The organism is Frigidibacter sp. ROC022, from assembly GCF_024723735.1.
In the GTDB taxonomy this organism is placed as follows: Bacteria; Pseudomonadota; Alphaproteobacteria; order Rhodobacterales; family Rhodobacteraceae; genus SLM-1.
Genome location: NZ_JANQDU010000003.1, coordinates 222509 through 240774, shown reverse-complemented (window position 1 = coordinate 240774; position 18266 = coordinate 222509). Strand labels below are relative to the sequence as shown.

Here is an 18266-nt window from a genome sequence, read left to right as displayed (position 1 = left end):
GCCCCCGCCTCAGGCCGCCTGATCGTCTTCGGGCGGCTTGCCGCGCGCGATCGGGGCGAAATCTGCCGGCGTGATGGTTTCCTTTTCCAGCAACAGCGCCGCCCCGGCCTTCAGATCGGACAGATGGGCGGTCAGGATCTCCTTGGCCCGCTGATAGGCCGCGTCGATCAGCCCGCGCACCGCCAGATCGACCTCGCGCGCGGTTTCCTCGGAGTAGTCCCGGGTCGCGATGCCCAGGGCCTTCTGGTCCAGATACTGGCCGGGCTTGTCCTCCAGCACGGTCTGCCCCACCGAAGTCATGCCGAACCGGGTCACGCATTCCCGCGCGATGTCGGTGGCCTTGGCAAGATCGTCCGAGGCGCCGGTGGAAATCTCGTCGAACACCAGTTCCTCGGCGGCGCGCCCGGCCATCAGGACCGTCATGCGGTCCTTCAGCTCGGAGAAGGTGATCAGGAAGCGGTCCTCGGTCGGGCGCTGCATCGTGTAGCCGAGCGCCCCGATCGACCGCGGGATGATCGAGACCTTGTGCACCGGATCGGCGTGCTCCACGTTCGCCGCCGCCAGCGCATGGCCCATCTCGTGATGCGCGACCCGCGCCCGTTCGGCGCTGCCCAGCACCCGCGACTTGCGCTCCACCCCCGCCACGATCCGTTCCACCGCCGCCGTCAGATCGGCCATCGTCACCTTGTCGCCGTTGCGCCGGGTCGCCACGATCGCCGCCTCGTTGACAAGGTTGGCCAGATCGGCGCCGGTGAAGCCGGTGGTGATCGCCGCCACCTGATCCAGATCGACATCCTCGGACAGTTTGATGCGCTTGGTATGGACCTTCAGGATATCCACCCGCCCCTTGCGCTCGGGCCGGTCCACGACGATCTGCCGGTCGAACCGCCCGGCCCGCAGCAGTGCCGCGTCCAGGACCTCGGGCCGGTTGGTCGCTGCCAGAAGCACGATGCCCACCCGCGGATCGAAACCGTCGAGCTCGGACAGAAGCTGGTTCAGCGTCTGCTCCTTCTCGTCTCCGCCGCCATAGCCCGACACCGCCGAGCGGGCCCGGCCAAGCGCGTCCAGCTCGTCGATGAAGATGATGCAGGGCGCCGCCTTCCGGGCCTGCTCGAACAGGTCGCGCACCCGGGCGGCGCCGACCCCGACGAACATCTCGACGAATTCCGAACCGGAAATCGAGAAGAACGGCACCCCGGCCTCCCCGGCGACGGCACGGGCCAGCAGCGTCTTGCCGGTCCCCGGCGGCCCGACCAGCAGGATGCCCTTGGGGATATGCGCGCCGAGCCGGCCGTATTTGTCCTTGTCCTGAAGGAACGAGACGATTTCCTGCAACTCGCCCTTGGCCTCGTCCACCCCGGCGACATCCTTGAAAGTGACGCCGGTCTTGGTCTCGAGATAGACCTTCGCCTTGGACTTGCCGATGTTCACCAGACTGCCGAGCCCGCCCTGCCCGCCGGACATGCGGCGCATCAGGATCATCCACAGGCCGAAGAACAACAGCACCGGTGCGACCCAGGAAATCAGGGTGGTCAGCCAGGTCTGGTCCGAGGCGCCGGCGAACTTGACGTCGTATTTCTCCAGCTCGGCCGCGAAGTCCGGCTCGATCCGGTGGGTGACGAAGTAGTCCTTGCCCTCGACGGGCTGCGAGAACTTCCCTTCGATCATGGTTTCGGTGACGGTCACCTCGGCGACCTTCCCGTCCTGGAGATAGGTCAGGAACTCGCTGTATTGCAGCGGCAGGACGCTGCGATAGCCGAGCCAGGCTTGCAGGCCCAACCAGATCAGCGCGGCGATGATCCAGAAGGTCCAGTTGAACTGTTTCTGCTTACTGTTCACGGTCGGGTCTCACAAACTGAGGAATTGCGGGCGGCCTGTCAGAGCCGGTTCCGCGAAAGGGTTCGCCCCTGTATAGGCGCCCCTGCGGGCCGGTCTTTATTCTGGATCAAGTCCGCCCAGTTTCCGGGGACGGTGCGGCGGCGATGTTCGGAAGGCGCCGGGCGGTCAGGCCCGTATCCGGCGCCGACGCGCTAAAACCAGGCCCGAGACGGTCGCGGCCACCCAGATCACGATCGTGGAGACCCCCAGAACCCCGGCCACCGGCCGCTCGAAGAAGGCCCAGACATCGCCGCGCGCGATCATCATGGAGGTGGTAAAATTGGTTTCGAGCAGCGGCCCCAGGACGATGCCCAGGATGATCGGGGCGACGGCGAAGCCGCGGGCCTCCAGCAGATAGGCGATGATCCCAAGACCGATCATCACCCAGACGCCCAGCATCGAATTGTTGATCGCGTAGGACCCGACCACGCAGAACAGCAGGATCGCGGCATTGAGATAGGACCGCGGCACGTCGAAGACGAAGCGCGAAGCCTTGGCGGCCAGATACCCGAAGGGCAGCAGCAGCAGGTTGGCCAGAAAGAACACCATCAGCACCGCATAGAAATTCTGCGGGTTCATGGTCAGCAGCTGCGGGCCGGGCTCCATCCCCTTCATCACCAGGACGCCGACCGCGATCGCGGTCACCGCGTCGCCCGGAATGCCGAAGACCATCGCCGGGATCCAGGCCGAGCTGAGCGCGGCATTGTTCGTCGCCCCGGCCTCGACCAGGCCCTCGGGGTGGCCGGTACCGAATTTCTCGGGCGTCTTGGAGGTCCGCTTGGCCAGCGCATAGGTGATCCAGGCCGCGAGGTCTCCGCCGACCCCGGGAAGCGCCCCGATGACGGCGCCGATACCGGCGCCGCGAAACAGGTTCTTCTTGTATTTGAACAGCACCGCCCCGATCCCGCGGAACGGGTTTCCGACCCGGGTCTGTTTTTCCAGCCGCGCACCGTGGCGACCGTTCCGCAGAATCTCGGCCAGGGCGAACATGCCGATCATCGCCGGAATGAAGCTGATCCCGCCGGCCAGTTCGCTGGAGCCGAACGTGAAGCGGGGCTGGGCCATCAGGGGGTCGAGCCCGACCTGGGCGATGAACAGCCCCAGCAGCAGCGACAGCGATCCCTTGGCCAGGCCGCCGCCCGAGACCAGCGCGGCGCAGCTGAGCCCCAGCAGGGCCAGCCAGAAATATTCGAAACTGGAAAAGCCAAGCGCGAACTGGGCCAGCAGCGGCGCGGCGAAGACGATCACCAGCGACCCGACAAGCCCGCCGATCATGGCCGAGGTGATGCCGATGCCGACGGCCAGGCTGGCCTTGCCCTTCCGCGTCAGCCCGTAGGAATCCTCGACATAGGCGGCCGAGGCCGGGGTGCCCGGAATCCGCAGCAATGCGCCGGGAATGTCGCCGGCGGTGATCGCCATCGCGGTGCAGGAGATGATCGCGGCAATGGCCGGGATCGGGTCCATGTAGAAGGTGATCGGCACCAGGATCGCCGCGGCCATCGTGGCGGTCAGGCCCGGCATCGCGCCGACGAACAGGCCGAAGGCCGAGGCCAGCAGGATGACCAGCAGGGTCTTGAAGGTGAAGACCAGTTCCGCGGCGGCGATGAAGGCGTCGATCACGCTCAGAACCCCCAGAGTCCGTGCGGCAGCGGCACCCGCAGCCCGTAGACAAAGACATAGTACAGGCCGAAGGTCGCGATCAGCGCGAAGACAAGACTGCCCGTCCAGCCGGCGCCGCCGAGGCGCGTGACCAGCGCGGTGAACACAACGCCGCAGAGAATGAAGCCGACCGAGGGCAGCAGCGCCCCCAAAAGGGCCAGGCCGACCAGCACCAGAACGGAATAGAGCGGCAGCGCACCGCGGCGTCGGTCCGGGCCCGCCCCGGGCGCGGCATCGCCGCCTTCAGACGGGCGCAGCAGCGACTCCACCGCCAGCACCAGTCCGAACAGGCACATGGCGGCGCCGGTGATCGTCGGGAACAGCCCCGATCCCACCACCATGCCCGGCATCGGGCGCAGACCGGCGGCCTGGTAGCATATCCCCAGGCCGCCGGCAGTGAAGGCCAGACCGATCAGAAGATCAGAGTTCGGCCTGGCTTTCATTGTCATGGTCTTCCCTCGACGTGGCGGGATTACTTCTTGTCCAGACCAGCAGAGGAGATGGCCCTGCCGAAGGCCTCGCCGCGCTGTTCGAGATAGGTCTTGAAGTCATCGCCACCGGCCCAGACGACGCCGAAATTCAGCTTGTCCATCGACTCGCCGAAGGAGTCCGAATGCACGATCTTGTCGAGTTCCGAGACCAGCTTGGCGGTGATGTCATCCGGCAGACCCGCCGGACCCGCCAGACCGCGCCAGCCGGCGATCGCGAAGTTCACGCCAAGAGCGTCGTTCACCGTCGGCACGTCGGGGAAGCCCTTGTTGGGCTCGCTGCCCAGATAGGCAAGCGGGCGAATCTCGCCGGCCTCGATCAGCGCCTTGGCTTCCGGGAACTGCGCCACCACCACGTCGATGGCACCGGACACCAGCAGTTGCAGCGACGGCGCACCGCCATCGGTCGGCACCCAGTTGATCTTTTCGGCATCGGCCCCCAGCCCCTGCACCAGGCTGATCCAGGACAGGTGGTTAAGGCCGCCGAAATTGGCGCCGCTGGCATCCAGCGCACCGACATCCGACTTGATCGCATCGGCCAGGTCCTGAATCGTCTGATAGGGCGAATCCGCCTTGACGAAGATCGCCGAGGGGTCGGCGTTGTAGAGCCCGATCAGCGAATAGTCCGCATAGGTGAGATCGGACGAGCCCACGGCCTTGTACATCGACAGTTCCGTGGTGATGATTCCCAGCGTGTAGCCATCCGGCTCGGCCTCGGCCAGGGCGGCATGGCCGACGATGCCGCCGCCCCCGGTGCGGTTCACGACGCTGATCGGCTGGCCGAGCGCCTCTTCGAGCTGCGCGGCGATCAGCCGGCCCGTCGCATCGGTGCCGCCACCCGCGGACCAGGGCACGATCAATGTGATCGGACGGTCCGGATATTCTGCCAGCGCGGTCCCGGCCGTCGCCACCACCGCGATCGCCGCCATTGCGGCCTTCTTAAGAATTCCCATCAGTTTCCTCCCATTCGCAGCCATGCTGCACTATACCGTATTTCGGGATTAACATCCCACGAAACCCCATGCAACTCCTACCGAACACGGGTCAGACTCTGCGCCAACGCCACATATGCTTGGAAATTCGGCCAATATGTCGGCCTGATTGACAGCGTCTTGCAGATTCATGCTATACAAAACGGGTCGCAATCCCGATATTCGGAATTGCAACTCTGCTCCCGGCGACGGATTCAAACCCGCACGGTCCATGCGTGGGGGCAGGCCACACAATGCAAACGGGAGTTCAAAATGCCGAATGAAGTCGCCCTTTCGGTGCGAAACAAACTGACGGGCATCCTGCCGCCGCTGTCGATGCCGTTCGACGCCGAGGGCAATCTTGTCCCGGATGCGCTTGGGCCGCAGATCGATCTGATGATCGAATCGGGCGTGCGTGCCGTGGTTGTCGGCGGATCGACGGGCGAGGGCCACACGCTGTCGTCGGACGAATTCGCCCGGGCGATGACCGAAGCCCATGCCGCCACCGCCGGCCGGGTGCCCTTTGTCGCCGGCCTGATCGTCAACTCGACCCGCGAGGCCATCGACCGTATCGAGATGCTTGGCGACATCAAGATCGACGCCTTGCAGGTCACACCGGTCCACTATCTGTTCAAGCCCGGCCTGAAGGCCACCATCGAGCATTTCCGCGCCATCTGGGAGGCAACGCGGATCCCGATCCTGATCTACAACGTGATCCCCTGGAACTACCTCAGCGTCGAGGCGATGCTGACGATCATGGACGAGGTGCCCGGCGTCGTCGGCATGAAGCAAAGCTCGGGCGACCTGAAGTCGGTCTCGGACCTGCTGCTGGCCGCGAAGCCGGAAAACCTGGTGCTCAGCGGCATCGATGCATTGCTCTATCCGGCCTTCTCGATGGGGGCGCATGGCGCCATCAGCGCCCTGACCTGCGCGGTTCCGGCCGCGACCGTGGCAATCTTCGACGCGGTGCAGCGCGGCGATCACGCCGGCGCCCTGGACCTGCATTTCAAGCTGAACGCGCTCTGGAACGCGATGCCGCATGACATGCTGCCGGCCTGCGTGAAATACGTCCAGTCGCGCCAGGGGCTGCCGCTCTACCAGCCGCGGGCGCCGATGGAGCGGGTCGACGCCGACCGGATGCGCCTGATCGACGCCGCGGTCGATCCGGTGCTGGCCGCTACCGAGCGTCTCAGGGCGGCCTAAGGGACCTGTCGGCGGGCAGTTGCGCTGCCCGCCGGTTTCATCGCGGCGAACCGGCACGAGGGCGGCAATGCGCCGCCGCGGGGGCCGGGCGGCCCGCCCCGATTGTCCGGCTGCCCTATGGCGCCGCGGCCTCGGGTCCGGATATATGTCGCGGGTGCGCAACTGATCGTCAGGATTGACCGGATGGACCAGACCGACCCAGCCGACCGACCGGCCCGCAGGGCTGTCGAGGGCAGCCTCAAGTCGCTGAAGAAGGTGATGGCGATCCTCGACTGCTTCACCCTGAACCGGCGCAGCCTGTCGCTGTCCGAAATCTGCGAACTGACCGGTTTCCCGCGCTCGACCACCCATCGGCTGGCCGCCTCGATGCGCGAGGTCGGACTGCTGGAGCAAGAGCACGAGCGCGACGCCTATCGGCTGGGGCTGCGCCTGTTCGAGTTCGGCTCGACCGTGCTGGCCAATCTGGAACTGCATCGCGAAGGCAGCGGCCTGGTCGAATCGCTGCACCGGCTGACCAACCGCGCCGTGCATCTGGCCGTGTTCGACGGCCAGCGCGCCCTGATCATCCAGCGCACCGATGCCGGGACCGAACGGATCCTGCCCAGTTCCTTCGTCGAGAATTCGCCGGCCTATTGCACCAGCGTCGGCAAGGCGATCCTGGCCTATCAGGACGACGAGGTGGTCGAGCGGGTCATCGCGCTCGGACTGGAACGCCATACCGACACGACCCTGACAGACCCGCAGGCGTTGCGCGACGACCTCGCCGCAACACGCGCCCGCGGCTATGCGATCGACAACGAGGAACACCAACCGGCGCTGCGCTGCGTCGGCGCCCCGATCCGCGCCGCCAATGGCCGGGTCTTCGCGGCGATCAGCGTCAGCGCCCCGGCCTGGGAAATGGCCGCCACCGACATCGAGGAACTGAGCAAGGTCGTCACCTATCACGCCAACCTGATCTCGCAGCGGCTGGGCCACGCGCGATAGGTGCGCGGCGGCGCGGCCTGCCCCCTGCCCCCTGGCTGCGAGATGTCGCGGTCCGGCCACTTGCTGTTTTCTCCCCCCTTGCGCGGCCGGTCAGACCGGCCAGATGTCCCTGAGCTTCTCGCCTTTCAGAATCCGGTCGCGGGCCTGCTGCTCGGCCGCACCATGGGCGTCGGCGGCATCCGCCACCGCCCTGGCCGAGGCCGCCGGCACCACCACGACGCCGTTGACATCGGCAATGATGATATCGCCCGGCGACACCTTGACCCCGCCGATGTCCAGCGTCACCTGGGCCTCGCGCGGCTCCATGTTGCCCGAGACCCCGACCGGGCTGACGCCGGCGCCGAACAGCGGATAGTCGAGCTTCTGCACCTCGGCCAGGTCACGCACCGTCCCATGCACGACCGTCGCGACGGCCCCGGCCGTCTTGGCGCCGGTCGACATCAGTTCCCCGGTGCCCGACCCCTCGGCGCAGGAGGAATCCACCATGATGACACTGCCCTTGACCAGGTTGTCGATCACCCCGTGATAGACATCCTGCGGCTGCCCCTTGCGGCTGGAAGGCTGGTAGCGGACCGTCGCCGCCGGACCACAGACGGTGCGGCCCGGCGCCAGACGGCCATACAGCGAGATGCCCTTCAGATGACCATAGAGGCCGAGGTCCGACATGACGTCGTGAATGTCGCCGGTGTACCAGCGGCTCAGGCGCCGGACGGCATCCCAATCGACGCCGGAATAATCAAAGGTCGCGGTGGTCATGCTTCGGTCTTTCTGCGGGCAAGGTCGCCGAGGGCGAGTTGAAGGTAGGACTTGGACTGATCGACATGTTCGGCGACGATCTTCCGCGCCGCCGCCGCACCGCCCTGGCGCAGGCAGGCCAGCATCTGCCGGTGTTCGGCCAGCCCGTCGAGCATCGGCTTGGACGGCACCCGGACGGTCAGCCGGATGATCTCGGTAATCAGCCCGTAGAGGTTCTCGTAGAAGGTGGTCAGGATTTCGTTGCCGACCGCCCGGACCAGCGCCAGGTGAAAGGCGGCATCGGCCTCGGCATAATCGGGGAAGCTCTTGGCCGTCACCGCCTCGGCCATCTGGCCGACCGCCTGATCCAGACCGGCAAGCGTTTCGGCATCGCTGCCGGCGAGATTTCCGGCGGCCTCGACCTCGAACATGCGGCGCACGTCCATCAGCTGCACGAGATAGCTCGGCTCGGCGGCGAAGCGAGACCGCACGGTCCGCGCCAGCGAATCCACGAAGGCGCCGAAGTCGTCGCGCACGACCTCGGCCCGCTCGCCGTGTCTGCGGCGCACCAGCCCCTTGGTCTCGAGCACCTGCATCGCCTCGCGCGCGGACCGGGTGCTGATCCCGAATTCGCGCGCAATCTCGGATTCCGACGGCAACCTCGACCCGACCGCCAGCGCGCCCGACAGGATCCGCTCCTCGACGGCCGCGGCCACGCCGATATGCAGCCGGTCGCTGGTGTTGCCGCCGGGTTTCACCATGCGGTGAAGCCCCCGTCCACCACCACGTTCGAGCCGGTCATGTAGGACGAGGCATCCGAGGCGAGGAAACGGATCACGCCGTTGTATTCGCCCTTCTCGGCCTGACGGCCCATCGGCACCCGTTCCAGGAAGTTGTCGATGAACTCCTTGTCGAACGAGCCGGTCTTGACGCCGCCGAAGGACACCAGATTGCAGCGCACGTTCTTCTTGGCCCAATAGGTCGCGACATAGCGGGTCAGGTTGACCAGGCCGGATTTCGACGCGGCATAGGAGACTGCCTTGTAGAACGGCACCCCGTCGCGTTCCTCGCGATAGGCGTAGAGCGCCTGGTTCGGCGAGACCATGCCGTACATCGAGCCGACATTGATGATCGAGCCGCGGCCCTCGGCTGCCATTCGTGCCCCGACGACCTGGCAGCACAGCATGACGCCGGTCAGGTTCACGTCGATGATCTCGTCCCAGTATTTCTGCGGGTAGTCCTCGAACGGGCCGTTCTGTTCGGCCGAACCGTCCGGCTTGGAATCGATGCCGGCATTGTTCACCAGGATATGCGGCACGCCCCAGCTGGCGCAGAGCTCGTCGGTGGCAGCCTTCAGCGCCGCCTTGTCGGTGACGCTGGCCACGAAGACCCGCACCTTGTCCTCGCGCCCCGGGAACAGCCGGGAAATATCCGCGTCGCTCACCGCACGCCGCGAATAGACCGCGACCCGGGCGCCGGCGTCGGCCAGGCTCTTCACGAATTCCTGACCCAGCTGGCCAAGCCCGCCGGTCACGATCGCGACCCGGCCCTCGACGCTGAATAGATCACTCATTCCTGTCTCCGTCAGTTGTGTCATATGACATATGTCATAAGTTACGGCGGGAGAAAAGGCCCAACTCCCGCTGCGCAGCCGCGGGACGCCATTGGGGCGGGGTATCGGGCGCGGGGATTGGTCAGGCGTTCGGAACGGGTGCCGGACCGCGCAATACCAGATGGCGCCGAATTGCGGCCCGGTCCCGGCGGATTCGGAGAGTTGACGGCCGAGGTCGGGCGCTCAGCCGCCCTGCTGGCGCAGTTCCCGCCGCATGATCTTTCCGGTGGTGGTCATCGGCAGGCTCTCGGCCTGGACCATCGCCCGAGGGGCCACATGCGGGCTGACCTTTTCGCGCACCCGCATGGTCAGTTCCGCTTCCAGCTCGGGGGTCAGCGACACCCCGTCGCGCAGCACCACATGGGCCACCACGATCTCGGTCCGCACCGGGTCGGGCCGGCCCACCGCCGCCGCCATCACCACATCCGGATGCCCGGTCAGGCAGTTCTCGATCTCCGACGGTCCGATCCGGTAGCCCGAAGAGGTGATCACGTCGTCGTCGCGGGCAACGAAGGTGAAATAGCCGTCTTCGCAGCGCCCCAGATCGCCGCTGCGCATCCAGTCGCCCTGGAATTTCGCCGCCGTCTGCTCGGGCTTGTTCCAGTAGCGCAGGAACATCACCGGGGTGCCGCGCCGCACCGCGATCTCGCCCAGTTCGCCCTCGGCCACCTCGGCGCCGCCCGGCCCCAGCACCGCCACATCGAATCCCGGCACCGCCCGGCCCGTCGTGCCGGGGCGCAGCTCCATCGCCCCGGCCTGGCTGACCAGCGACAGGTTGCATTCGGTCTGGCCGTAGATCTCGTTCGGCACCACACCCAGAGCGCCCCGCGCCCAGTCCAGCATATCCGCGCCCAGACTTTCGCCCCCCGAGGAGATCGAGCGCAGCATCGCCCCCTGCGGCGCCGGCGCCTGCCGCATCAGCTTCAGCGCCGTTGGCGGCAGAAAGACATTGCGCACCCCCTCTTCGCGGATCAGCGCATAGGCTGCCTCGGGGTCGAAGCGCCGCATCCGGTGCGAGACCTGCGGGATGCCGTAGTAGAGGCAGGGCATCGCCATATCCATCAGCCCGCCGATCCAGGCCCAGTCGGCCGGGGTCCAGCCGCGATCGCCCGGCTGCGGGAAGCCCTCGTGCGCACATTCCATCGAGGGCAGATGCCCCAGCAGGAAGCGATGCGCGTGCAGCACCCCCTTGGGCGGGCCGGTGGTGCCCGAAGTATAGATCATCACCGCCGGGTCCTCGGCCAGGGTATCGACCGGCGCCAGCTGCGGCGCGGCAGCTGCGATCTCTTCCCAGAAGGCGCGCAGCGGCGCGGCGACCGGGCCGGTGACATAGATTTCCCGAAGGTCGGGCAGATCGGCGCGCAGGGCCTCGACCTTGTCGAGGTTCTCGGGATCGGTGACGACGATCCGGGCCCCGGAATCGGCCAGCCGATAGGCCAGTGCCTCGCTCCCGAACAGGGTGAAGAGCGGCAGCACCACGGCCCCCAGCTTCAGGGCCGCGAAATGGGTCAGCATGACCTCGGGCGCCTGCGCCAGCAGCACCGCCACCCGGTCGCCCTGCCGCAGCCCCCGGGCCCGAAACGCATTGGCCAGCCGGTCGGAGGCATGTTTCAGCTTGGCATAGCTCCAGCTCTCGCGGTTGCCATCGGCATCGAGATGCAGGATCGCCTCGCGTTCGGGCGCGGCCCACGCCCAGCTGTCGCAACAGGCTTCGGCGATGTTGAACCGGTGCGGGCGCGGCCAGCGGAAGGCGGCGCGGCGAGCGGCCCAGTCGCCCTCCTGCCGCACCAGCCTGCGCTCGTCAGCCAGCATAGACCTCGATCTCCGGCAGGTCGGTCAGCGCCACGCCCAGCAGCCGCATCGCGGCCAGCGACAGGCGGCTTCCGGCCGAGGCCGGCCCGTCGATCGGGCGCAGCTCGACCTGGACCACGGCACCGGAGGCCGGCAGCACCACCCGGCCCTGCGTCACCGACTTGACCAGCGGCGTCTCGAGCCAGAACCCGGGCGCGGCAGGATCGCCCAGCGAGGCCACCGTCCGCCCCAGACTGCGCTCTCCCGAGGGGGCCGGGGCCTTCGCGGCGGCGGCCCGTTCGGCGGCGGTGGTGGTGTCGAACTCTTCAACGGTTCGCGCCGTCGGCGGCGGGGGCGGGGCCGAGACCAGCAGCCCGGCCTCGGCCGGCGTCTCTTCGGGACCCGGCGCGGCGGGCGCCTGCGGCTTCAGGATCGCACAGGCAGGCAGCAGCAGAAGCAGAAACGGCACCGCAAGGCGGGGCGGGGACAGGCGGGATCGGGCAAGCGTGCTCATGGCGCGAGCCTAGGCCGCAACCGCACCGCGATCAATCACCCGCGATCAGTCTCTCGCGACGGCTTGCCGCGGTGCCGGTGCAGGCATAGGGTCGATGGCATGGAACCGCTCATCGACCCCTTCGCCCGCGCGATCAGCTATCTGCGCGTCTCGGTCACCGACCGCTGCGATTTCCGCTGTCTCTACTGCATGTCGGAAACCATGACCTTCCTGCCGAAGAAGGAGCTTCTGACGCTGGAAGAGCTGGACCGGCTCTGCACCGCCTTCGTCGGGCTGGGCGTGTCGAAGCTGCGGATCACCGGCGGCGAACCGCTGGTGAGGAAGGGCATCATGACCTTCTTCCGCGCCATGACCCGGCATCTGGAGAGCGGCGCGCTGAAAGAGCTGACGCTGACCACCAACGGCTCGCAGCTGTCGCGCTTTGCCAAGGACCTGGCGGCGGCGGGGGTGCGGCGGGTCAATGTCTCGCTCGACACGCTGGACGAAAGGAAATTCGCCGAGATCACCCGATGGGGCCGGCTGGCGCAGGTGCTCGACGGGATCGACGCGGCGCAGGCGGCGGGGCTGCGGGTCAAGATCAACACGGTGGCGCTGAAGGGTTTCAACGAGGACGAGCTGTTCAAGCTTGCCGAATGGTGCGCCGCGCGCGGGATGGACCTGACCTTCATCGAGGTCATGCCGATGGGCGATCTGGGCAACGAGGACCGGCTCGACCAGTACTGGTCGATGAAGGATCTGCGGGCCCGGCTGTCCGAGCAATACCGGCTGACCGACCTGGCCGAATCGAGCGGCGGGCCGGCGCGCTATGTGCGGCTGGAAGAGACCGGGCAGAAGATCGGCTTCATCACCCCGCTGACCCATAATTTCTGCGAAAGCTGCAACCGGGTGCGGCTGACCTGCACCGGCGAACTGTTCATGTGCCTGGGCCAGGAGGACCGCGCAGATCTGCGGGCGCCGCTGCGCGCTTCGTCCGACGACACGGCGCTGATCGCCGCGATCCGCGAGGCCATCGCCCACAAGCCCAAGGGTCATGACTTCGACTATTCGCGGACCGACGCCGCGGGCCGGAGCCTCGGCCAGATGTCCCGCCACATGAGCCACACCGGCGGCTGACGGTCCGGGCAAGGGGGGCTGTCCGCCCCCCTCGGCGCCCTGCGCCTCACCCCCCGAGAGTATTTTCGTCCCGAAGATGGGCAAGGCCGGTATCTTCGGGGCCGCGCACCCTCCCGCCGGAGGCTCAGAGCGGCGGCAGATGTTTCTTCAGAAAGCCCAGGGCCACCGACAGACCGTCCGGCGCGATGCCATGCGCGGTGCCCTTCATGACATGGCTGTAGGTCTCGAACCCGGCGTCGGCCAGCAGCGCGCCGGCATGGGCCAGGTTGTCGAAGGGCACGACCGGGTCCTGGTCGCCGTGGATCAGCAGCACCGGGGGGCGGCTCCGTGCCGTCGCCAGCGCCGCCGGCTCCACGATCCGGCCCGAGAACCCCACCACGCAGGCCAGCGGCGACGCGCGTTCCGGCGCGGTCTGCAGCGCCATCATCGTGCCCTGCGAGAACCCGACCAGAGCCAGCCGTTCGGGCGGCAGCTTCTCTTCGGCCAGCACCCTGTCGAGATAGGCATGCAGATCGGCCCGCGCGCGGGCAAAGGCGGCGAGGCTCTCCTCGACCGTCGAACCATCCATGCCGGGGATCGGAAACCACTGGAACCCGTAGGGATTACCCTGGCAACGGTCAGGCGCATCGGGGGCCCGGAACACCGTGTCGGGCAGATGCGGGGCGAGCGGCTCGGCCAGGCCCAGAAGATCGGCACCATCGGCACCATAGCCGTGCAGGAAGACCACGACCGAACCGGCCGTCCCCGATTTCGCCGCCTGGCGGCCATCCTTCAATCTGCGGCTCATGCCACCCCCTCGCGTCCCTTGATTTCCCGGTAATAGGCCCAGAGCAGCCGCGCCGCCACCCCTCGCCAGGGCGACCAGGCCCGGGCCATCCCGGCCAGGGCGCGCGGCGTCGGGCGGCCGTCCAGCCGATAGAGAATCCGTGCCGCTTCCTGCAGGGCGAGATCGCCGGGGGCAAAGACATCGGCCCGGCCCAGGGCGAACATCGCGTAGATTTCCGCGGTCCAGTTGCCGATCCCGGGCAGCGCGGTCAGCACCGCGACGACCTCGGCATCCGGGGCCCGGCGCAGCGCCGCATAGTCGAGCCGCGCCTCGGCCAGCGCCCGCAGATAGCGGGTCTTCTGCCGCGACATGCCGGCTGCCCGCAGCGCCTCGTCCGGGGCCGCGGCGATCGCCTCGGGGCCGGTCAGCCCGGCGGCCTGCATCCTTGCCGAAAGCGCCTTTGCCGAGGCGGTCGAGACCTGCTGCCCGATGATCGCCTGCATCAGCGCCCCGAAGCCGTCGGCATGGCGGCGCAGCGGCAGCGGGCCGCAGATCTCCAGCGCCCGGGCCAGCACCGGGTCGCGGGCCGCCAGCCAGGCCGCACCTTCGGCGACGCAGGCCTCGGTCTCGATGATCCGCCCGACCGGCGCCGCCGGGCTCATGGCGCGCCGCCCCGCAGCCGCGCCAGCCAGTCGAGCGCCTCGGTGACGGTGGAGACACTGGCACCCGGGGGGGGAGGCCGGTCGATCAGCGCCACCGGCAGGTCGAGGGCCCGCGCCGCCGCCAGTTTCGGCCAGCCCCCGGCCCCGCCGGAGTCCTTGGCGACGATCCAGTCGATGCCCAGATCGCGCAGCAGCCGCCTCTCGCCGGCCTCGGTGAAGGGCGGGCGGCCCTGCAGCCAGGCGCCGGGCGGATAGGGAAAGGCGGCGGTCGGCGGATCGACGATGCGGCAATAGAGCCGCCGCCCGGCCAGACCGGACAGGCCGGGCAGCGAGAGCCGGCCCGTGGCCAGCAGGACCGTCGCGGTCTCGGGGATCACCTCTGCGGCAGCCTCGGGGCCGGGAATCCGGGTCCACCGGTCGCCCGGCCCCGCCACCCAGCCGGGCCGCAGCAGCCGCAGATAGGGCAGACCGGCAGCGGCGCAGATCGCCGCGGTCCGGGGGCCGATCCGGGCGGCGAAGGGATGCGTCGCGTCGATCACCGCGCCGATGGCCTCGCGCCGCATCCAGTCGGCCTGCGCCGCGGCGCTGCCCCAGCCTCCGACCCGCAACAGCAGCGGCTGCGGCGCCGGATCGCGGGTGGCGCCGGCCAGGGACAGGATCGAGGCGAGCCCGGGCTGCCCGGCCAGCCGTTTCGCCAGCACCGCCGCCTCGGCCGAGCCGCCCAGCAGAAGCAGGCGGAGCGGCGCGGCGGCAAGGGGCGAAGGGCGGCTCTGGGGCATGATCCGGCAAGACTAGGCGCGACATCGGGCGATTCCCAGAGCCGGGCCATGCGGGCCCCCGATGTTGCTCTGGCCACGTCGCCGGCCTGCGAAACGCCTGCCTGCGCGCCGGACCTGCTTGACAGGCGCAGCCCCTCCGGCCATGCCGAACCGATGCTCGATCTGCGCCCAGTCGGATATGTCATCGGCCTGATCCTCGGGTTTCTCGGGATCACGATGCTGATCCCGATGCTGACCGATCTGATCGAAGGCAACGGCCACTGGCCGGTGTTCCTGGAAAGCGCCCTGATCACCACCATCACCGGCGGTTTCGTCGCCCTGGCCTGCGCCAACGGCGTCACCGCCAAGGTGACGATCCGGCAGACCTTCCTTCTGGCCTCGGGCATCTGGCTGGTGCTGCCGCTGTTCGGCGCCCTGCCCTTTGCTCTGGGCGCCACCCAGGCCCGGGCCGTCGATGCGGTCTTCGAATCGATGTCGGGGCTGACCACCACCGGCTCGACCGTCTTTACCGGGCTGGAGTTCCTGCCGCGCGGGCTGCTGCTCTGGCGCTCGATGCTGCAATGGTTCGGCGGCATCGGGATCATCGTGGTGGCGATGACCTTCCTGCCCGAGCTGCGGATCGGCGGGATGCAGATGTTCCGCTCCGAGGCCTTCGATACCGACGGCAAGGTGCTGCCCCGGGCGGCGCAGATCGCGGCGCGGATCTCGGCCGCCTATCTGGCGCTGACCGCGGCCTGCTATGCCTGCTACGTCTTCGTCGGCATGCCGCCTTTCGACGCGCTGAACCATGCGCTGACCACCATGTCGACGGGCGGCTTCTCGACCTGGGATGCCTCGTTCGGCACCTATCAGGGCGCGGCGGAATATGTCGCCTCGGTCTTCATGGTCCTGGCCAGCCTGCCCTTCGTCCGCTACGTCCAGATCATCGCCGGCACCGCACGGCCGCTGCTGCGCGACCCGCAGGTTCGCAGCTTCCTGATGGTCGTGGCGACGCTGGTGGTGACGATCGCGCTCTACCGGGTCACGGTCAACGGCGACCATATGGAACATTCCTTCCGCGAGGCGCTGTTCAACGTCACCTCGATCATCACCGGCACCGGCTATGCCTCGGTCGATTACCAGCTCTGGGGCTCGCTGCCGGTGGTGCTGTTCTTCTTCGTCGGACTGATCGGAGGCTGCGCCGGATCGACCTGCTGCTCGGTCAAGATCTTCCGCTACCAGATCCTCTTCGCCTCGATCGGATCGCAGATCCGCCGCATCCACTCGCCGCACGGGATATTCACCCCGCGCTATGCCGGAGCGCCGATCGCCACCGAGACGCTGCTTTCCGTGATGGCGTTCTTCACCGCCTTCGTGGTCAGCCTGGGCGTGGTGGCGGTGCTTCTGGGAACCACCGGGCTGGACAGCGTGACGGCGATTTCCGGCGCGGCGACGGCGATTGCCAATATCGGCCCTGGCCTGGGCGACATCATCGGCCCCGCGGGCAATTTCCAGAGCCTGAACGACCCGGCGAAATGGATCCTGACCGCGGCGATGTTCGTCGGGCGACTGGAACTGATGGTGGTCTTCGTGATCCTGACCCCGCGCTTCTGGCGCAGCGCCTGACCCGGACCGGCCCTAGTCGTCCTTCGGCCGCAGCGCCAGCCAGACCAGCGAGCCGCCGGCCAGTGCCAGCAACGGGATCATCGCCAGATTGACCGCGACCCAGCCCTGCTGCGGCGATCCGCCGGAGCAGTTCATCAGCCCGCCCGAAGCCAGCGAGGCCAGTGTCACGCAGCCGAAGACGATCATGTCGTTCATGCCCTGAATCCGGCCGCGTTCCTCTGGCCGATGCGCCCCGGCCAGCATGGTGGTCGCACCGATGAAGCCGAAGTTCCAGCCGATGCCCAGCAGCACCAGGGCGCCGAAGAAATTGGTCAGCCCGACACCCGCCAGGCCGATGAAGCCGGCGCCGAGCAGGATCAGCAGGCCCAGGGCCATCACCCGTTCGACCCCGATCCGGGCGATCACATGGCCGGTGAAGAAGGAGGGCACGAACATCGCCAGCACATGCGCCGAGACGACATCCGCCGCCCGCGCCTGGCCAAAGCCACAGCCGACCACCGCCAGTGGCGTCGAGGTCATCACCAGGTTCATCAGCGCATAGCTGACCATGCCCACGATTACCGCCACCGCGATGCGCGGGGTGCGGATCAGTTCCCAGCGGCTGCGCCCGCGCGGCGCGTCATGCTCGGGGACCGGCGGGGTCGGAATGTCGATGAAGAAGAACAGCGCCACCCCGATCAGGTTCAGCGCCCCGATGGTCAGATAGGTGCCCAGAAAAGGCACCGGCAGGATATCGGTGGTCAACTTCGCCAGTTGCGGCCCGATCAACGCCGAAATCAGCCCGCCCGCCATGACATAGGAAATCGCCTTGGGCCGGAAGGCGTCCGAGGCGGTATCGGCGGCGGCGAAGCGATAGAAGCCCTGCGCGGACATGTAGATGCCGGTCAGCAGCGAGCCCACGAGATAAAGCCCGAAGCTGTCGCCATAGAGCGCCGTGGCGCCGATCAGCGCGCCCAGCATTCCGCCCAGCGAGCCGAGCCAGAACCCGGCCCTGCGGCCGAAGCGCTGCATCACCCAGGACATCGGGTTGGCCGTCAGCATCGAGCCCAGGACGATCATCGAGATCGGCAGGGTGGCAAAGCAGGGGTTGGGCGACAGGGTCTGCCCGGCCAGGCCTCCGATGATGAAGATCATCGGCATCTGGGCGCCCAGCATCGCCTGCGCGGCCACCAGCACGGCCACGTTGTGGCGGGCACGACGATCATCGGGGGCGGGGGCGGTCTGGAGGGTCTCGGCGGTCATGCGGCAGCCCTAGCGCCGGTTTCGGGGGAAGAAAAGCCCTGCCGCGGCGCCGGCCTGCACCCGTGTCGCGGGGGCGTTCTGGGGGTCCGGCCGCCGAACTCTCGCGTCATCGGGCGCCGGTGCAGGCGGATATCCCCTTGCCGGCACGGCCGCGCGGGTCTTCGAACCGCCCTGGCCCGGGCCTTCTCGCCAGTGGGCCCGGATCGGGTGCAGGCGGCGGGTGCGGCGCTTCGCCACCCCGACGCCTCGCCCACCGAAGCCCCC

General features: G+C 68.1%; 17 protein-coding genes. 4 read left to right on the top strand and 13 right to left on the bottom strand.

Annotated features, from left to right (window positions below):
* Positions 1-9 precede the first annotated feature (9 nt).
* The 4 genes from ftsH to NUW50_RS12900 form a co-directional block, all read right to left on the bottom strand.
* Entirely contained in the window at positions 10-1839 is a 1830-nt protein-coding gene (gene ftsH / locus NUW50_RS12915) for an ATP-dependent zinc metalloprotease FtsH (RefSeq protein WP_258289549.1), read from the bottom strand.
* A 165-nt stretch (positions 1840-2004) separates the two neighbouring features.
* Entirely contained in the window at positions 2005-3498 is a 1494-nt protein-coding gene (locus tag NUW50_RS12910) for a tripartite tricarboxylate transporter permease (RefSeq protein WP_258289548.1), read from the bottom strand.
* A 2-nt stretch (positions 3499-3500) separates the two neighbouring features.
* Entirely contained in the window at positions 3501-3980 is a 480-nt protein-coding gene (locus NUW50_RS12905; RefSeq protein WP_258289547.1) for a tripartite tricarboxylate transporter TctB family protein, read from the bottom strand.
* 29 nt (positions 3981-4009) lie between these two features.
* A complete protein-coding gene (locus NUW50_RS12900) occupies positions 4010-4978 on the bottom strand; it encodes a tripartite tricarboxylate transporter substrate binding protein (RefSeq protein WP_258289546.1) in 969 nt (322 codons plus the stop codon).
* A gap of 291 nt (positions 4979-5269) precedes the next feature.
* On the opposite strand from NUW50_RS12900, the gene NUW50_RS12895 reads away from it, so the two are divergent.
* Positions 5270-6199 carry a dihydrodipicolinate synthase family protein gene (locus tag NUW50_RS12895; RefSeq protein WP_258289545.1) on the top strand — a complete coding sequence of 310 codons (930 nt, stop codon included), beginning with the start codon at positions 5270-5272 and terminating at the stop codon, positions 6197-6199.
* Between the two features lie 183 nt (positions 6200-6382).
* A complete protein-coding gene (locus tag NUW50_RS12890; RefSeq protein ID WP_258289544.1) occupies positions 6383-7183 on the top strand; it encodes an IclR family transcriptional regulator in 801 nt (266 codons plus the stop codon).
* Between the two features lie 90 nt (positions 7184-7273).
* Here NUW50_RS12890 and NUW50_RS12885 read toward each other — a convergent pair whose 3' ends face one another.
* The 5 genes from NUW50_RS12885 to NUW50_RS12865 form a co-directional block, all read right to left on the bottom strand.
* Positions 7274-7939 (bottom strand): RraA family protein, encoded by a 666-nt coding sequence (locus NUW50_RS12885; RefSeq protein WP_258289543.1) that lies wholly within the window; start codon positions 7937-7939, stop codon positions 7274-7276.
* The gene (locus NUW50_RS12880; RefSeq protein WP_258289542.1) at positions 7936-8679 is read right to left on the bottom strand and encodes a FadR/GntR family transcriptional regulator; all 744 of its coding nucleotides are present in this window, start codon (positions 8677-8679) and stop codon (positions 7936-7938) included. Before NUW50_RS12880 ends, NUW50_RS12885 begins: the two co-directional genes overlap by 4 nt.
* Entirely contained in the window at positions 8673-9491 is an 819-nt protein-coding gene (locus NUW50_RS12875; protein ID WP_258289541.1) for an SDR family oxidoreductase, read from the bottom strand. The genes NUW50_RS12880 and NUW50_RS12875 overlap by 7 nt, the downstream gene beginning before the upstream one ends.
* Before the next feature lie 222 nt (positions 9492-9713).
* Entirely contained in the window at positions 9714-11342 is a 1629-nt protein-coding gene (locus NUW50_RS12870) for an AMP-binding protein (RefSeq protein ID WP_258289540.1), read from the bottom strand.
* Positions 11332-11835: a hypothetical protein gene (locus NUW50_RS12865; protein ID WP_258289539.1), complete on the bottom strand. Its 504-nt coding sequence runs from the start codon at positions 11833-11835 to the stop codon at positions 11332-11334. The genes NUW50_RS12870 and NUW50_RS12865 overlap by 11 nt, the downstream gene beginning before the upstream one ends.
* Positions 11836-11934: 99 nt before the next feature.
* Here NUW50_RS12865 and moaA point away from each other — a divergent pair, with 99 nt between their 5' ends.
* Positions 11935-12948: a GTP 3',8-cyclase MoaA gene (gene moaA, locus NUW50_RS12860; RefSeq protein WP_258289538.1), complete on the top strand. Its 1014-nt coding sequence runs from the start codon at positions 11935-11937 to the stop codon at positions 12946-12948.
* 124 nt (positions 12949-13072) lie between these two features.
* Here the strand turns inward: moaA and NUW50_RS12855 are convergent, their stop codons facing one another.
* From NUW50_RS12855 to NUW50_RS12845, 3 genes are read right to left on the bottom strand one after another with little or no spacing between them, the layout of a single operon-like run.
* Complete coding sequence (locus NUW50_RS12855; RefSeq protein ID WP_258289537.1) at positions 13073-13735, bottom strand: alpha/beta hydrolase; 663 nt, start codon at positions 13733-13735, stop codon at positions 13073-13075.
* The gene (locus NUW50_RS12850; RefSeq protein ID WP_258289536.1) at positions 13732-14376 is read right to left on the bottom strand and encodes a DNA-3-methyladenine glycosylase family protein; all 645 of its coding nucleotides are present in this window, start codon (positions 14374-14376) and stop codon (positions 13732-13734) included. Before NUW50_RS12850 ends, NUW50_RS12855 begins: the two co-directional genes overlap by 4 nt.
* Positions 14373-15155, bottom strand: coding sequence for a cobalt-precorrin-6A reductase (locus tag NUW50_RS12845; RefSeq protein WP_258289535.1), 783 nt, complete (start codon positions 15153-15155; stop codon positions 14373-14375). Before NUW50_RS12845 ends, NUW50_RS12850 begins: the two co-directional genes overlap by 4 nt.
* A gap of 153 nt (positions 15156-15308) precedes the next feature.
* On the opposite strand from NUW50_RS12845, the gene NUW50_RS12840 reads away from it, so the two are divergent.
* Positions 15309-16760: a TrkH family potassium uptake protein gene (locus NUW50_RS12840; RefSeq protein ID WP_258290145.1), complete on the top strand. Its 1452-nt coding sequence runs from the start codon at positions 15309-15311 to the stop codon at positions 16758-16760.
* A 12-nt stretch (positions 16761-16772) separates the two neighbouring features.
* On the opposite strand, the gene NUW50_RS12835 is transcribed toward NUW50_RS12840, so the two are convergent.
* Positions 16773-18002 carry an MFS transporter gene (locus NUW50_RS12835; protein WP_258289534.1) on the bottom strand — a complete coding sequence of 410 codons (1230 nt, stop codon included), beginning with the start codon at positions 18000-18002 and terminating at the stop codon, positions 16773-16775.
* Positions 18003-18266: the final 264 nt, after the last annotated feature.

What these genes read in the sequence shown, in the direction of transcription:
- NUW50_RS12895 (WP_258289545.1), top strand. Translation starts at nt 5,270, where the DNA reads ATGCCGAATGAAGTCGCCCTTTCGGTGCGAAACAAACTGACGGGCATC.
- NUW50_RS12875 (WP_258289541.1), bottom strand. Translation starts at nt 9,491, where the DNA reads ATGAGTGATCTATTCAGCGTCGAGGGCCGGGTCGCGATCGTGACCGGC.
- NUW50_RS12850 (WP_258289536.1), bottom strand. Translation starts at nt 14,376, where the DNA reads ATGAGCCCGGCGGCGCCGGTCGGGCGGATCATCGAGACCGAGGCCTGC.
- NUW50_RS12870 (WP_258289540.1), bottom strand. Translation starts at nt 11,342, where the DNA reads ATGCTGGCTGACGAGCGCAGGCTGGTGCGGCAGGAGGGCGACTGGGCC.
- NUW50_RS12885 (WP_258289543.1), bottom strand. Translation starts at nt 7,939, where the DNA reads ATGACCACCGCGACCTTTGATTATTCCGGCGTCGATTGGGATGCCGTC.
- NUW50_RS12890 (WP_258289544.1), top strand. Translation starts at nt 6,383, where the DNA reads ATGGACCAGACCGACCCAGCCGACCGACCGGCCCGCAGGGCTGTCGAG.
- NUW50_RS12835 (WP_258289534.1), bottom strand. Translation starts at nt 18,002, where the DNA reads ATGACCGCCGAGACCCTCCAGACCGCCCCCGCCCCCGATGATCGTCGT.
- NUW50_RS12840 (WP_258290145.1), top strand. Translation starts at nt 15,309, where the DNA reads ATGCTCGATCTGCGCCCAGTCGGATATGTCATCGGCCTGATCCTCGGG.
- moaA (WP_258289538.1), top strand. Translation starts at nt 11,935, where the DNA reads ATGGAACCGCTCATCGACCCCTTCGCCCGCGCGATCAGCTATCTGCGC.
- NUW50_RS12905 (WP_258289547.1), bottom strand. Translation starts at nt 3,980, where the DNA reads ATGAAAGCCAGGCCGAACTCTGATCTTCTGATCGGTCTGGCCTTCACT.
- NUW50_RS12865 (WP_258289539.1), bottom strand. Translation starts at nt 11,835, where the DNA reads ATGAGCACGCTTGCCCGATCCCGCCTGTCCCCGCCCCGCCTTGCGGTG.
- NUW50_RS12855 (WP_258289537.1), bottom strand. Translation starts at nt 13,735, where the DNA reads ATGAGCCGCAGATTGAAGGATGGCCGCCAGGCGGCGAAATCGGGGACG.
- NUW50_RS12900 (WP_258289546.1), bottom strand. Translation starts at nt 4,978, where the DNA reads ATGGGAATTCTTAAGAAGGCCGCAATGGCGGCGATCGCGGTGGTGGCG.
- NUW50_RS12880 (WP_258289542.1), bottom strand. Translation starts at nt 8,679, where the DNA reads ATGGTGAAACCCGGCGGCAACACCAGCGACCGGCTGCATATCGGCGTG.
- NUW50_RS12845 (WP_258289535.1), bottom strand. Translation starts at nt 15,155, where the DNA reads ATGCCCCAGAGCCGCCCTTCGCCCCTTGCCGCCGCGCCGCTCCGCCTG.